This is a genomic window from Ruegeria sp. CDSA089, assembly GCF_059612205.1.
In genome coordinates, this window is record NZ_JBXWQD010000002.1 from 161,708 (window position 1) to 175,169 (window position 13,462).

The window sequence follows — 13,462 nt, forward strand, 5'->3', positions numbered from 1 at the left end:
CTAAAGCGGCTGGCCCATCAATTCACGCGCAATGATCCGCACCACGGGGCGCGCGTCTTCGGCGGACACGCCGGGTTTCAGGCGCGGATCATAAAGCATGGTCAAAAGTTTCTCGTCATGGCTGGTCAACAGCGCGAATTCGTCGTCGTCGTTGAAAATCGACGGTCGCGCCGCCGGGCTGTCATTAGACAGACCCAAACCTTGCGCGATCTCTTCATGAATGCAGCTAAGCCGGGTCAGATCCGGCAGCTCGGCCCGGATCAGCGTGACCGCGCGCACGAATTTGAAAGGCGCACTCGGGGTTTGCGAGGCAAAAACCAGACAGTCGATATTCGAACGCGGATTGGCCACCAGATCCAGCAGCGGCGCGCTGATCCCCGGCACCAGCTCTTTCAGGCGTTTGACCACATAGGCACTGTCATCCTTACCCGCAAAGAAGACATGAAAGTTGGGTTTGCGCGTCACGACCGAAATTGGATGCCCCGTCACCCGCGCCAGCCGTGTGGCAAAAGCATCGACCAGTGCCGCATCGGCCACGCGTGTGTCTGGGGCCACCGAAGGGGCAAATTCAGACTGTATGCGCACCGGGCCTGCCCAACGGCTGAGACGCCCGTCCGTTTGCGGGCTGCGGATCGTCACCGTGTGGTCGGGATATTCGCTGTAAAAGGCAATAGCCTCGAAATTGCGCGCCAGATCGTCCGCGCCATAGGGCGTATCGGGCCCGCCGCCGTCAATGCGCAGCATCCCTCGGGTCAGCAGATCGCCCTCGACCCGCTGATAGAACCGGGCCAGATCCTGACTGGCCGCTGAGGGCGGCACATAGGCATTGGCCGCAGGGAGTGCCGGTGCCGCAGAGGCTTGCGGTGCCACAGACGTGGTTAGGGCCTCGTCACAATTGGCCAGGGCCAGCAACGCAGCCAGCCCAAGAGCAGGTTTGACCAGGGCGCGTAGGGTCACGCGAATCAGCCCGGTACGGCGGTACCGGCATTGTCGCCGATCCCATCCTTGCGGGCCTTAGCGGCGGCCAGCGTGTCGCGCAACTCGGTCTCCATCTTCTGCAATTCCTGCTCGGCGGCAGCGCGTTTCGCCTTGCCCTCATCCGCGATGGCGAGGCTTTCGTTGATGGTGCCGATGAGATCGGCATTGGCCTGTTTCACAGCTTCGATGTCGAACACGCCGCGTTCCATCTCTTCGCGGATCATCTTGTTTGACTGGCGCAGATTGGCCGCGTTCGAAGTAAGCAATTCATTGGTCAGGTCGTTGGCCTCACGCACGGCCGAGGCCGCCTCGGCGCTGCGTTGGATCGTGACAGCTTGCGCCAACTGCGTTTCCCACAGCGGTACGGTGTTCACCAAGGTCGAATTGATCTTAGTCACCAGGGACTTGTCGTTTTCTTGCACCAACCGGATCGAAGGCAGGGACTGCATCGTTACCTGCCGGGTCAGTTTCAGGTCATGCACGCGGCGTTCCAGATCATCCCGTGCGGCGCGCAGGTCGCGCAGTTCTTGCGCGCGCATGACCTGTTCGTCTTCCGGCGCGTCCTGGACGGCGGCCTCTTTTTCGGGGATGTCATGGCTGTCCAGCTCGGTCAGCTTTTCCTCGCCTGCCGCAATGTAAAGCGCCAGCTCGTCGTAAAAGCCCAGTGTCTTTTCATAGAGTAGATCGAGGGATTTGATGTCTTTCAGCAGCGTATGTTCGTGCGCCAAAAGGTCATCGGTGATCCGGTCGATCTGCCCCTGAACCTCTTCATACTGGGCGGTGAACTTGGCGAACGGAGCAGCTTTGCCCATCAGCTTTTCCCACCAGCTGCGTTCGCGGCGCACGTCCAACTCGCTGACGGAAAAACCTCGGATCGTGGTAACGATGTTGCGCAAACTGTCACCAGCGGGGCCCACATCCTTGTTGCGCACGTCGGCCAGCATCGCCTGGCTGATCTCTTGCAATTCCGCCTGCGCCGACGATCCGAAGGACACGATCGAGTTCGTGTTGTCCATATCGATCTCATCCATGCGGGTGCGGATTTCGGCCTTGACCGGATCGTCCGCTTCTTCCAGCGGGACAACTTCGGACTGGGGTTCGGGCAAGGTCACAGCGGTGACCTCTTGTACCAGTGTTTCGGCTTCAACCGCCTTGTTCTTAATGTCGTCGGACATGGGAAATCCTTTCTCAAAAAATCCGGCTGATCATTTCAACCGGACGCCTTCGCGCTGCAACCGTTCGCGCAGCACGTCAATTTCAACCGTCAGATCGCTGCGGTCATCCAAAAGCATCTTGCGGGTTCGGGCCGCGAAATTCTGCTCCAGATCGTCCAGCAGGGCCGTGAAATCGGCCAGCGCCTGCGCATCCCGCGTGCGGGCATAGACATCGGCAAATTTGACGGTCGCATCCCGTGCGCCTTGTAAATAGACGGTCAGATATTTGCGCGCGCCCGACAGGTCACGCGGGTCATCCTCGACCGTACGAAACAGATCGCGGGCGGTGTCCTGAAATTGCTCGACCCGCGCCTCGATCCGGCGGTCGCCTGCGCGCTTGATGGCGTCGGTCATCTCGGTCAGGTGCTTTTCAGCATCTTCCACAACCCGCGCCACGCGATCTTGCTGGAAGGTATCGACCCCCTCCATCCCCTTGTCTTTCAGCGGGTCAAGTCCAAAGGACACCGCGTGCAGTGCTGTCGCGGCTGCTCCAAAAAGAACGGGGGCGAGTAAGCTCGCCTGAGCCGCTGCATCCACCAGTTCCGAGCGGTAGGCGGCCAGCGCTGTGCCAAGCCCAGTCAGGACGCTGGCAAAGATCTTTCGCGGAATCGCCGGACGCCGCGCTGTGCGGCGCGCGTTATAGGCGGCCTCGGCCCGCAGCCCTTCGCGCAGTAAGAAGGCAGCTCCGGTCAGGGTTGCGGCGGCGATCAACCCGACGGTCATGCCGATGGCACCATCGTTCAGGGACAAAAACACCAATGGGATGGCGGGTAGAAACAACAGATTGGCGCGCGCACCGGCAGGTTCGACCCGTGCGCCGTCGAACTGCCCGCGCGACTCGCTCTCCGACGTGGATGCGTCACCTGACGGGCTGTATTTTCCGCCAAATCTTTTGGCCATGGTCTACAGCCCCCCTAGAAGGCCGGTGCAAACACCAAATAACAGCGCCAAAAGGGCGGCATAGGCCAGTTTCTGTACTCCGGTGCCGGACATGAGAGCCCCCAATGACAATGCTCACGGAAAATTTAGGGCATGAGGGGCCTTGGCGCTAGGGGGAAGGTTGCCTAACCCGCGTCACTTGCGTGATTTCTTGCCGACCGGTGGCCTGTTTCGCTGAGGTCTGGTCGGGCGTTTGACCGGGGCTTCGGGTGCGGGATCCAGTCCAAGCTGGTCACGCATGACGCGGCGGCGAATTTCCTCGACCTCGCCCGGCTTTAGATTGCCCAGCTGAAACGGGCCGTAAGACACACGCAGCAAGCGGTTCACGGCATAGCCGATATCTTCCATCGCGCGGCGGATTTCGCGGTTCTTGCCTTCGCGCAGCCCGATGGTGAGCCAGGCATTGGCGCCCTGCTGGCGGTCCAGCGAGACATCCATGGGCAGGAAGCGCTCACCGTCGATCACCAAGCCCTTGCGCAAAGGGGCAAAATCTTCGTCCTTGGGGCGACCGTTCACCCGCACGCGGTATTTGCGCAGCCAGCCAGTTGAGGGCAGTTCCAGCTTGCGCTTGATGCCGCCATCATTGGTCAGCAGCAGCAAGCCTTCGGAATTCAAGTCCAGCCGCCCGACACTCATGACGCGGGGCATGTCCTCGGGCAAGTTGTCGAAGATCGTCGCGCGACCCTTTTCATCGCGCGTTGTCGTCACCAATCCGGAGGGCTTGTGATACAGCCACAGGCGCGAGGGTTCCGGTTCGGACACCGGCTTGCCATCCACAGTGATCCGGTCCTTGCTGGTGACATTCAAGGCGGGGCTGGTGATGGCCTTGCCATTCACGGTCACACGACCGGCTTCGATCATGCGTTCAGCTTCACGGCGCGAGGCGACGCCCGCACGGGCAAGCACTTTGGCGATCCGGTCGCCGGGAGGAGGGGTTTTGGTCATCCGCAGCCCATAGCGCATCCCGCCGACTTGCGAAAGACAGGTTTCTGATGCAGTCAGAGGCATGACTTTCAAGTCCTTTATGAACATCGCGCTGGAACAGGCCCGCGCAGCTGCCGATCGTGGAGAGGTTCCGGTGGGCGCTGTCATCGTGCAGGGCGACCAAGTGGTGGCTGCGGCGGGCAACCGCACGCGCGAACTAAACGACCCAACGGCGCATGCCGAGATTCTGGTTCTGCGTGCGGCTTGTGCTGAGGTGGGGTCCGAGAGGCTACCCGATCATGACCTCTATGTGACGCTGGAGCCTTGCGCGATGTGCGCTGCCGCTTTGTCTGCGGCGCGTATCCGGCGCATTTACTATGGTGCGGCCGATCCGAAATCGGGCGGGGTGGCGCATGGGGCGCGTGTGTTCACGCATCCTCAGGCGCATCACGCGCCCGAGGTTTACGATGGTATCGCAGGGCAAGAGGCCGTCGACTTGCTGAAGGCCTTCTTTGCCGCGCGACGTGATCCTAAAGCGTGATAGGTTTCATCACCTCGGGTTCGATCACATCGACGCCAGGCAGTCCTTCGGTCAGGGGCTGAGCGGATTGCTCCAAAATCGGAAAGGTCTTGTAGTGGCAGGGAATCACGGTTTTGAAGTTGAAATACCGCTGCGCCGCATAAGCAGCGCCATTCATATCCATGGTGAAATGCCCACCCGCTGACAGGATCCCAATATCGGGTTTGTAGTAATCGCCCATCCAGTCCATATCGGCCATGATGTCCGTATCCCCCGACACATAGAGCATGTGTCCATCGCCCGCGATCATGAACCCAACTTCGCTGCCACCGGTACGCAGGCCGTCGGGCGTGGAAAAGGTCGAGCTGTGTGAGGCCGGAACCATCGACACCATCACGCCGTTCAGGTTTACCGTGCCACCTTTGTTGAAGCCAACGGTCTCGATCTCTTCAGCTTCGCTCCAATACCCCATCAGATCGTATTGGCCGACCACCGGAATCTTGAGGCGCTTTGCCAGCGAGACAACATCAACCACATGGTCGAAATGCGTATGCGTCAGCAGGATATGTGTCGCACCATCCAGCGCCGCGTCGTGCTGGTCTTCGGGCAGAACCGGATTTCCGGTCAGCCACGGGTCGAGCAGCAGCACTTGTCCTCCGGTTTCGATGCGGAAACTGCCGTGGCCCAGCCAAATGATATTCATGAATAATTCCTCCCAATCAGACTGTTGGCTTTACCCTAGCATCGGCTATGTAAAATTCTATGGACTGGTTTCAGGAAATTGACAGCTATTGCGAGCGCTTGTCGCCCGCCTATTGGGCCGAGCCCATAAACGCCGTGACCAACGCAGCCTTTCTGATTGCCGCTTTCATCATGTGGCGTCGGGTGCGTGGGCAGGGGATGGCGCTGGCAATGGTGCTGGTGGCGATTTTGGCGGCGATCGGCGTGGGTAGCTATCTGTTTCACACTCATGCGCAGGTCTGGGCCGCCATGGCGGACGTGCTGCCGATCGTGCTGTATATCCTGGTCTATATCTTTGCCATCAACCGTGATGTCTGGCAGATGCGACCTGCTTATGCCGGAGCCGTAACCGCGCTCTTTATTCCCTACGCTGCCGCGACGGTGCCACTGTTTCAACTGGTGCCGGGACTGGGCGCGTCATCGGCCTACGCACCGGTACCTTTACTGATTCTGATCTATGCTTATCTGCTGCGCGATCGCGCACCTGGTGCGGCCCGAGGGTTAGCGATTGGGGCGGTGATCCTGATCGCCTCGATCACGTTCCGCGCGCTGGATGAACCGATTTGCGGCCACCTGCCGTTGGGCACGCATTTCATGTGGCATATCCTGAACGCCACCATGCTGGGCTGGATGATCGAGGTCTACCGCAGGCACATGACCCGCACGGTTTAACCCCGAAAGGCGTCGGCAAGGTCAGCGGGCAGGTCGAATTCGCCCAATACCCGCGCGCGACCCTCAGCCGACATCTTGCGGGCAGTCTTTTCGACTATGCTCTGGATTTTCTCGGCAGAGTGTTTTTCGGCAAAAGGCGCGAAGTACCACTTTAGGAAGACGAAACAGATCACATCTTCCAGCGCTTGAACCTCGGCATCGCGCTTGATGCCTTGTTTGCGCAGCATCCGCCGGGCCGCGTCGATGTCGTCTGCACCATATTCGCTAAGCTCCATGAGACCGGCCACCACCTCGGCATGATGTTCGGCTTGTGCCTTGCGCCAGGTCAGATAACCCGTGCGCCCTTCGGGGTATTCGCTGCGCGCCAGTTTCCACCGCTCGACATGCTGTCCACGCGCGGCGATCTGCAACGGGTCTGATGCGTCAGGGAACAGCCGGTCCAGCTCGGCGCTCATCCGCTGGCCATAAAGCAATGCGGCCGGCTGACCGTCTTCAAGGGTGGGGTCTTGGGTATTGGCCGCGTCGATTGCGTCCAGAACGGCTTGCTTGCGGGTGGTCATCGGGGGCTCCGTCGGATGAGACATCTTTCGAGCATCGTAACGCGTCATCACGCTAAGCGCAGCACATGATTGTAAAAACCCGGGTCGGGAGGAGGAGTTCCCGACCCGGACGAAGGGGTCATATCATTTACCGACCTTCGTTTTGTCTTGCGAGACAGGCTCTGCGACCGTTTCGGGGAAGTTTAGGTCGCGGGTCAGGCTGTCCATGGTCGGCCCGAATGCCTGTGCTTGGGCGGCCAGAACGGTCGAGGCCAGTACAAGGGCGGTCATGAACGTTTTCATCGTCTTTCTCCGATATAGCGTTTCCGTGTAAATGAAATGAACAGTACAGTTTAGTTTTTCAAGGGCAAAAATGAACTAATTGGTTTACTTTTATGCATGACAGCTATGCGGAATTGATGGCGCAAGGGCGCTGTCTGGGCCGGGACAGGGGAAAACAGGCCTCTGCCGCTCTTGCGACCGGGGCATCAGACGGGTAAATGCCCCCTAACGCACAAGAGGTTTTCCGATGTCGATTGACCAAAGCACCGCCGCCAAGGTGGCCAAACTGGCCCGGATCAAGGTCGAGGATGACGCGCTGCCCGCGCTGGCGTCCGAGTTCAACACCATCCTTGGGTTCATCGAGCAACTGAACGAAGTGGATGTCGAAGGCGTCGAGCCCATGGTCTCGGTCGAGCCGATGCGCCTGAAACGGCGCGAGGATGTGGTCACCGACGGAAACCAGCAGGACAAGGTTCTGGCCAACGCCCCCGACGCCCGCGAAGGCTTTTTCGCAGTCCCCAAAGTGGTGGAGTAAGACATGAGCGATCTGAACAAACTGGGCCTGGCCGAGGCCCGCGATGCGCTGCGCAAGGGTGATGTGACCTCGGTCGAGCTGACCGAATCCTGCCTTAAAGCGATTGATGACGCCGACGCGCTGAACGCTTTTGTCCACAAAACGCCCGAGATCGCGCTGGAGCGCGCCAAGGCCGCGGACGCACGCATCAAGGAAGGCGACGCGCCTTCCATGTGTGGTCTGCCGATCGGCATCAAGGATCTGTTCTGCACCAAGGGCGTGCCCTCGCAGGCGGCCTCGAAGATTCTGGAAGGCTTCAAGCCGGAATACGAATCCACTGTGTCTCAGCAACTGGCCGATGCCGGTGCCGTGATGCTGGGCAAGCTGAACATGGACGAATTCGCCATGGGCTCGTCCAACGAAACCTCGGTCTACGGAAACGCGGTCAGCCCGTGGCGGCGCGGCAATGACGACGCGCAACTGACACCTGGCGGCTCGTCGGGAGGTTCGGCGTCTGCTGTGGCTGCCGACCTTTGTCTGGCGGCAACCGGCACCGATACCGGCGGCTCGATCCGTCAGCCTGCCGCTTTTGTTGGCATCACCGGCATCAAACCCACATATGGCCGCTGCTCGCGCTGGGGCATCGTGGCCTTTGCCTCCTCGCTGGATCAGGCCGGTCCGATGACCAAGAACGTGCGCGATGCGGCGATCATGCTGGAAACCATGTGTGGCCATGACCCCAAGGATTCAACCAGCGCCGAGCTGGCCGTACCCAACTTCGAAGCGATGCTGACCGGCGATATCAAAGGTAAAAAGATCGGTATTCCGAAAGAATACCGCATGGACGGAATGCCCGCCGAGATCGAAAAGCTTTGGGCCGATGGCGCTGCGATGCTGAAGGACGCAGGGGCCGAGATCGTCGATATCTCGCTTCCCCACACGAAATACGCGCTGCCAGCCTATTACGTGATTGCTCCGGCCGAGGCGTCCTCGAACCTCGCCCGTTATGACGGTGTTCGCTATGGCCGCCGCGCGCATCTGGCGCAAGGCGATGGCATCACCGAGATGTACGAGAAAACCCGCGCCGAGGGCTTCGGCCACGAGGTACAGCGCCGCGTGATGATCGGCACTTATGTGCTGTCGGCTGGTTTCTACGACGCCTATTACAACCGCGCCCGCCGCGTGCGCACCCTGATCAAGAAAGACTTTGAGGATGTCTTCGCCGCAGGTGTCGATGCGATCCTGACCCCGGCCACCCCGTCGGCCTCGTTTGGTCTTGGCGAGATGACCGAGGCCGATCCGGTCCAGATGTATCTGAACGACGTCTTCACCGTCACGGTGAACCTCGCCGGTCTTCCGGGTGTTTCAGTCCCCGCCGGACTGGATGCGCAAGGGTTGCCGCTGGGTCTGCAACTGATCGGTCGCCCTTGGGAAGAGGGTGATCTGCTAAATACGGCCTACGCGCTGGAAAACGCGGCAGGCTTTGTGGCCAAGCCGGGCAAATGGTGGTAGGTCTGGGCCAAGGCAAGACATCGCAACACGGAGCAGCAGGATGCGCATCACGCTTCTGATCCCCGCACTCGGGCTTGTAACCGCCTGCAATACGGTGGCCCCCATTCAGGGCGCCGGGTTCAACACACCCTCCTATCAAGCACAGCGCGAGGCCGCGCTGACGGGGCAGGGATATACGGGCAACCCGCTGACCGGTCCCGTAGATGTGTCTGAACAGGCTCTGGGTGCGCCGGGCTCCGCGCTGCCCCCGACAGGTGAAAATGCCGACTTGGCCTCGGCCACGGCGGCAGCCTTGGCCAGCACGTCCAATGCGCAGCCAGTTGGCGGCTTTGATCCGGCCACGACGGCCCCGGTTCAAACCGCGATCCCAAGCAACAACACCATCTCTGACGAACAGGATTTCGCCGCTGTATCCGACCGACGCACGATCGAATCGGACGCGGCCCGGATCGAGCAAAATCGCCAGACCTACGAAGTGGTCGCCCCTACCGCGGTCCCGCAGCGTGGCACCGACGGACAGCCTAATATCGTCCAATATGCGCTGAATACATCCAACCCGGTCGGAACACAGCTCTACAGCCGGGCGGGGTTCAACCTGCAAGCCAAAGCGCAGCGCAACTGCGCCAAGTTCCCCTCGGCGGATCAAGCGCAGATCGAGTTCTTGGCCAACGGCGGCCCGCAACGCGACCGCAAGGGTCTGGACCCGGATGGGGATGGCTATGCATGCAGCTGGGACCCAAGCCCGTTCCGCAGTGCCGTCGCAAACTGAGCTGAGCCCGATCTGGCACCCGTCGCCCAACTTTGGTCCGCGACGGGATAGCCTGAAACCCAGCCTGATCGTCCTGCACTATACAGCGATGAGCAGCGCGCAAGCCGCGCTGACCCGCCTGTGCGATCCGCAATACGAGGTCTCGGCCCACTACCTGATCGGCGCAGACGGAACGCTCTGGCACATGGTGCAGGAAACAGACCGTGCGTGGCATGCGGGCGCGGGGGAGTGGATGGGGCAAAGCGACATAAACTCGCGCTCCATTGGGATCGAATTGGATAATCGCGGCGATCACCCCTTTTCCGATCCGCTGATGACCTCGCTTGAGGCCCTGTTACCTGCCATCATGACCCGCTGGAATATCCCCGAAACCGGCATTATTGGTCATTCCGACATGGCTCCGGGCCGCAAAATCGACCCCGGCCCCCGGTTCGACTGGCTAAGGTTGGAACGCCAGGCGCTTGCCGCCAGCCGCGGCAACAGCGCACCCCCGCAAGACACCTCGCCCGCATCCTTCCGTGCCTGCACCCAAGCGGCCGGATATACCGCAGACGCGAATGACAAGACGCTTCTGTCAACAATCCGCCTCAGATACCGCCCCTGGGCGACCGGACCCCTGACCGCCGAAGACTTCATTCCCTTGATACCGCCAACCACTAGCGCATGATCCGCCCTTCATCTGGCCAAAAATATCCCGGGGTTGAATTGGCCGCAGGCCAAGAAGGGGTTGGCCCCTTCTACCCACCGATCAACTCTTGACGCCGCTGGGCCCAACGCCTAACCCATCCCACGCGCGGAGGGCCGGATGGCCGCTGGGGCCCAAGGGCCCGAGAGGAAAGTCCGGACTCCACAAGACAACGGTGCCGGGTAACGCCCGGGCGGGGCAACCCGACGGAAAGCGCCACAGAAATCAGACCGCCACACGCGTGTGGTAAGGGTGAAACGGTGGGGTAAGAGCCCACCGCGCCGCTGGCAACAGGGGCGGCACGGCAAGCCCCACCGGGAGCAATGCCAAATAGGGTCCCCGCGCGGGCCGGTCGGCGTCCGCCGATACCGCCGCTAAGCCTGTCTTGGCCCAGAGGGACCGGGTTGGCAGCTTGAGCCGCGCAGCAATGCACGGCCTAGAGGAATGGTCATCGAAGGGGGCAACCCCGGAACAAGATCCGGCTTACAGGCCCTCCGCGCATATTCCGCTCTAAGCAAGCGGCAAGACCCCACGCCCGACCACCCAGATACCGGCGATGATCAGCGCAACCCCGGTTGCCGGGACCAACCACCGCGCCTGCGGAAGTAGTTTCTCCAACCCGACATAAAGCGCGATACCGGCGATCCAATAGAGGTTCATCACGCCGCCAACGAACAGCAGCAGCATCAACGCCCAGCAACATCCCAGACAGTAAAGCCCATGCAACACGCCGACGCGAAACGCGCCATAGGGGCCGGGACGGTTGTGGTCGGCCAGAAACCGTGCCGGACTACGGCAATGGCGCAGACAGGCCGTCTTGAGGCTGGAAAGCTGATAGAGACCAGCGGCCAGCAAAACAGTACCTGCAAAGACCTCGGACCGGATCGTCATCATCGGCCCGTCCGACAGGCCGATCTGCTCCAACCCCCATTGGCTGCCGGTTGCGAGCATACTGAAGGCGGCCCATGCGACGAGATACCCACTTAGAAACAAAAGGCTCAGCCGGGTTGAGCGCGCCCGCTCAGATCCCATTCGTTTGATCGCCGTATACAGCAGCACCGTTGGTGCCGCGCTGGGTGTCATCATGGCAACCATCATGACCCACCACATCAGGAAGATCAGAATGCCATAGCTTAGGGACCAATGAACCTCGCCGCCCATTTGCATCGGAGTGCCGATCGGTCCGGCCATCGCGGTCATATCAACCGCCGTCATGTTCATGCCGATGCCCGCAACCGTATACCAACAGGCAAACAACACGATCATCAGAACGCAGAACAGCACGATACTGCCGTCACGACGCAGCACTTGCTCGACCACCCCAGGCGTGGGTGCAGATGGATTTGGTTTCATCTAAGCGCCCAGAACGCCATGGCCCGAGATATTCAGATGCGCCAGATGGGCATGGGTCGCATCAAAGCTCAGGCTGATCTCACCCCCATGGGTGGTGGTCGTGCCCGAGGCTGATTCTGCGTGTCGGTATTCGAACCCGTTGGGCAGCTGGATCGCCGCACGGTGCGGTTGACCTGAAACGATATGGGGGATCGGCCTGACATTCAGGTCGAAAATACCTTTCACCTTAGCATAGCCTGTGCGGTCCTCACGCGACCAGTCCAGTTCGATGGGCAGATACAGCGTCTCATGTTTGGTCGGTGCCATGGCGCTGTAAACATACCAGAAGGTCGCCATTTCGTCCGTGTCTTGACCGGTCATGATGGCTTGTAAAGCCGCACGTTGCGCGTCGCTGGCGCTTTCGTCGATGATCAACTGCATCTGACCGTTTCCTTCGTGAATCGGGCCGGGCCAGTAGTACACGCCAGCGGCGCGGACCCCGGCAAGGTCAGTGTCGCCGTAATGGCCGGACTCAATGTCATAGACGACAACAGCTTCACAGTTGCCATGGGTGGGAAGAACGCTGAACTGGCACGGGCAGCCGAAATTGCAGTTGCAATTGGCCAGCTCTTCAGCCTGAATTGTCCATTCTGTCATGATTGCCCCCAAGTAAATTTGCACAAAAAAGAACTACTCGGTCAGGGGTTGCCGTCAGATCTGTGCCTCAACTGTCGCGTCGATTTCCGACGTCTTGGTTTGACAAACTGGATGCACACTATCACGGAACCGTGATCTCGCCAAACGAGGGCAGGCTTGTTGTCGGAAACTCGATTGGAAAACTGCGCAATTCGGCCCGATTCCGGTTGACTCGGCTGCGCGACCGGGTAAAAGCGCACGCTCATAGGAATTCAACCGAAAGGCCCCTGCCTTTCCGGACGCAGGAGATAACCATGGCGAAGCCGACGACAATCAAGATCCGTCTGAACTCGACCGCGGGCACGGGCCACTTCTACGTGACCAAAAAGAACGCGCGCACCATGACCGAAAAAATGACCATTCGTAAATACGATCCGGTCGCTCGGAAGCATGTCGAGTACAAGGAAGGCAAGATCAAGTAATCTGCCGATCCGCTTGGACAGTTTAAAAGGGTTGCGCCACGGCGCAGCCCTTTTTCATGTTCGATCGGCATCCAGTTGCGCTGAGGTCAGCACCAGTCCGTTGCAGCGGCGCATCAGCCACCTGCGCATTCGAATGAGGTGCGGGTTGCTTTTTGGGACACCTTGCCCATACGCTTCAGCTAACCGTTCCAAAATGTTGGCCGTCATGAAAAAAATCTTGTTATCCACAATCACCGTTCTGGCCCTTGCGGGCTGCGAAGATCTCTATAACCGTCAGGGCGTCGGCTTTGCTGGCCTTAGCGGAGAGCCCCGGACATCCTCGGACGTGCCGGGCACTGTCGCATTTGTTCCCGAGTCGCGGAACATCCCAGCTGATCTGGCGGAATTGACGCCGGTCTCGGTGTCGACAGGCGAGACTGAAGCCCAGAAAGTCGCGCGCGTCGCAATCGACAATGGCGGGCGCGGAGATAGCAACGCGGTTGTTCTGAATGGCTCGGGTACCAACTTGTTCCTAAGCACGGTCAATGTGAATGGCACGCCCTATGGCGTGCTGCGTACAGCTAACAACAGCACTCGCGTGGACAACGAAATCGGTGCCGCCTTTGGCCGGAACGCCGAACAGTTCACCGGATGCCTACCCGCCGGAGACGTATTCCGCAAAGGTTCGTCCTCGCGCAGCTCGGGCTTCGCGGTTGCGTTGAACTGTAGCTGATCCCGGTCTGA

16 protein-coding genes, 1 other RNA gene and 1 pseudogene are annotated in these 13,462 nt (G+C 60.3%); 9 read left to right on the forward strand and 9 right to left on the reverse strand.

Annotated elements, in window-relative coordinates; all coding sequences use genetic code 11:
• From AC2FJ6_RS06420 to AC2FJ6_RS06435, 4 genes and pseudogenes are all read right to left on the reverse strand, one after another.
• Positions 1–963 (reverse strand): DUF2927 domain-containing protein, encoded by a 963-nt coding sequence (locus AC2FJ6_RS06420; protein WP_414478942.1) that lies wholly within the window; start codon positions 961–963, stop codon positions 1–3.
• Positions 963–2,153, reverse strand: a complete 1,191-nt coding sequence (locus AC2FJ6_RS06425) for a toxic anion resistance protein (protein ID WP_170788235.1) — start codon at positions 2,151–2,153, stop codon at positions 963–965. Before AC2FJ6_RS06425 ends, AC2FJ6_RS06420 begins: the two co-directional genes overlap by 1 nt.
• A 30-nt stretch (positions 2,154–2,183) precedes the next feature.
• Positions 2,184–3,092 carry a 5-bromo-4-chloroindolyl phosphate hydrolysis family protein gene (locus AC2FJ6_RS06430; protein WP_496668681.1) on the reverse strand — a complete coding sequence of 303 codons (909 nt, stop codon included), beginning with the start codon at positions 3,090–3,092 and terminating at the stop codon, positions 2,184–2,186.
• Positions 3,093–3,269: 177 nt separating this feature from the next.
• Positions 3,270–4,076, reverse strand: a pseudogene (locus tag AC2FJ6_RS06435) (pseudouridine synthase); the annotation flags it as partial.
• Between the two features lie 61 nt (positions 4,077–4,137).
• On the opposite strand from AC2FJ6_RS06435, the gene AC2FJ6_RS06440 reads away from it, so the two are divergent.
• Complete coding sequence (locus AC2FJ6_RS06440) at positions 4,138–4,596, forward strand: nucleoside deaminase (protein ID WP_496668683.1); 459 nt, start codon at positions 4,138–4,140, stop codon at positions 4,594–4,596.
• Here the strand turns inward: AC2FJ6_RS06440 and AC2FJ6_RS06445 are convergent.
• Positions 4,586–5,278, reverse strand: coding sequence for a metal-dependent hydrolase (locus AC2FJ6_RS06445; protein WP_170769111.1), 693 nt, complete (start codon positions 5,276–5,278; stop codon positions 4,586–4,588). The two genes, AC2FJ6_RS06440 and AC2FJ6_RS06445, sit on opposite strands and share 11 nt — an antisense overlap.
• A 59-nt stretch (positions 5,279–5,337) precedes the next feature.
• Here AC2FJ6_RS06445 and AC2FJ6_RS06450 point away from each other — a divergent pair, with 59 nt between their 5' ends.
• Positions 5,338–5,988 (forward strand): ceramidase domain-containing protein, encoded by a 651-nt coding sequence (locus AC2FJ6_RS06450; protein WP_170769112.1) that lies wholly within the window; start codon positions 5,338–5,340, stop codon positions 5,986–5,988.
• Here AC2FJ6_RS06450 and AC2FJ6_RS06455 read toward each other — a convergent pair.
• Positions 5,985–6,548: a DUF4202 domain-containing protein gene (locus tag AC2FJ6_RS06455; protein ID WP_170769113.1), complete on the reverse strand. Its 564-nt coding sequence runs from the start codon at positions 6,546–6,548 to the stop codon at positions 5,985–5,987. The genes AC2FJ6_RS06450 and AC2FJ6_RS06455 overlap by 4 nt on opposite strands.
• 123 nt (positions 6,549–6,671) lie before the next feature.
• Positions 6,672–6,830, reverse strand: coding sequence for a hypothetical protein (locus AC2FJ6_RS06460; protein WP_170769114.1), 159 nt, complete (start codon positions 6,828–6,830; stop codon positions 6,672–6,674).
• 226 nt (positions 6,831–7,056) lie between these two features.
• Here AC2FJ6_RS06460 and gatC point away from each other — a divergent pair, with 226 nt between their 5' ends.
• From gatC to rnpB, 5 genes are all read left to right on the forward strand, one after another.
• Positions 7,057–7,344: an Asp-tRNA(Asn)/Glu-tRNA(Gln) amidotransferase subunit GatC gene (gene gatC, locus AC2FJ6_RS06465; RefSeq protein WP_170325838.1), complete on the forward strand. Its 288-nt coding sequence runs from the start codon at positions 7,057–7,059 to the stop codon at positions 7,342–7,344.
• Positions 7,345–7,347: 3 nt separating this feature from the next.
• A complete protein-coding gene (gene gatA, locus AC2FJ6_RS06470; RefSeq protein WP_170769115.1) occupies positions 7,348–8,835 on the forward strand; it encodes an Asp-tRNA(Asn)/Glu-tRNA(Gln) amidotransferase subunit GatA in 1,488 nt (495 codons plus the stop codon).
• A 40-nt stretch (positions 8,836–8,875) separates the two neighbouring features.
• Entirely contained in the window at positions 8,876–9,604 is a 729-nt protein-coding gene (locus AC2FJ6_RS06475; protein ID WP_170769116.1) for a hypothetical protein, read from the forward strand.
• A complete protein-coding gene (locus AC2FJ6_RS06480; protein WP_170769117.1) occupies positions 9,555–10,271 on the forward strand; it encodes an N-acetylmuramoyl-L-alanine amidase in 717 nt (238 codons plus the stop codon). Before AC2FJ6_RS06475 ends, AC2FJ6_RS06480 begins: the two co-directional genes overlap by 50 nt.
• A gap of 126 nt (positions 10,272–10,397) precedes the next feature.
• An RNA gene (gene rnpB / locus AC2FJ6_RS06485) (RNase P RNA component class A) lies at positions 10,398–10,791 on the forward strand.
• 8 nt (positions 10,792–10,799) lie between these two features.
• On the opposite strand, the gene AC2FJ6_RS06490 is transcribed toward rnpB, so the two are convergent.
• Both AC2FJ6_RS06490 and AC2FJ6_RS06495 read right to left on the reverse strand, forming a co-directional pair.
• Entirely contained in the window at positions 10,800–11,642 is an 843-nt protein-coding gene (locus tag AC2FJ6_RS06490) for a DUF2182 domain-containing protein (RefSeq protein WP_496668685.1), read from the reverse strand.
• Positions 11,643–12,278 carry a DUF1326 domain-containing protein gene (locus tag AC2FJ6_RS06495; protein ID WP_170769119.1) on the reverse strand — a complete coding sequence of 212 codons (636 nt, stop codon included), beginning with the start codon at positions 12,276–12,278 and terminating at the stop codon, positions 11,643–11,645.
• Between the two features lie 293 nt (positions 12,279–12,571).
• Between AC2FJ6_RS06495 and rpmG the strand changes: the two genes are divergently transcribed.
• Together rpmG and AC2FJ6_RS06505 are read left to right on the forward strand one after the other, a co-directional pair.
• Positions 12,572–12,739, forward strand: coding sequence for a 50S ribosomal protein L33 (gene rpmG, locus AC2FJ6_RS06500; RefSeq protein ID WP_010441901.1), 168 nt, complete (start codon positions 12,572–12,574; stop codon positions 12,737–12,739).
• Positions 12,740–12,944: 205 nt separating this feature from the next.
• Positions 12,945–13,451, forward strand: a complete 507-nt coding sequence (locus tag AC2FJ6_RS06505) for a hypothetical protein (RefSeq protein WP_170769120.1) — start codon at positions 12,945–12,947, stop codon at positions 13,449–13,451.
• Positions 13,452–13,462 lie beyond the last annotated feature (11 nt).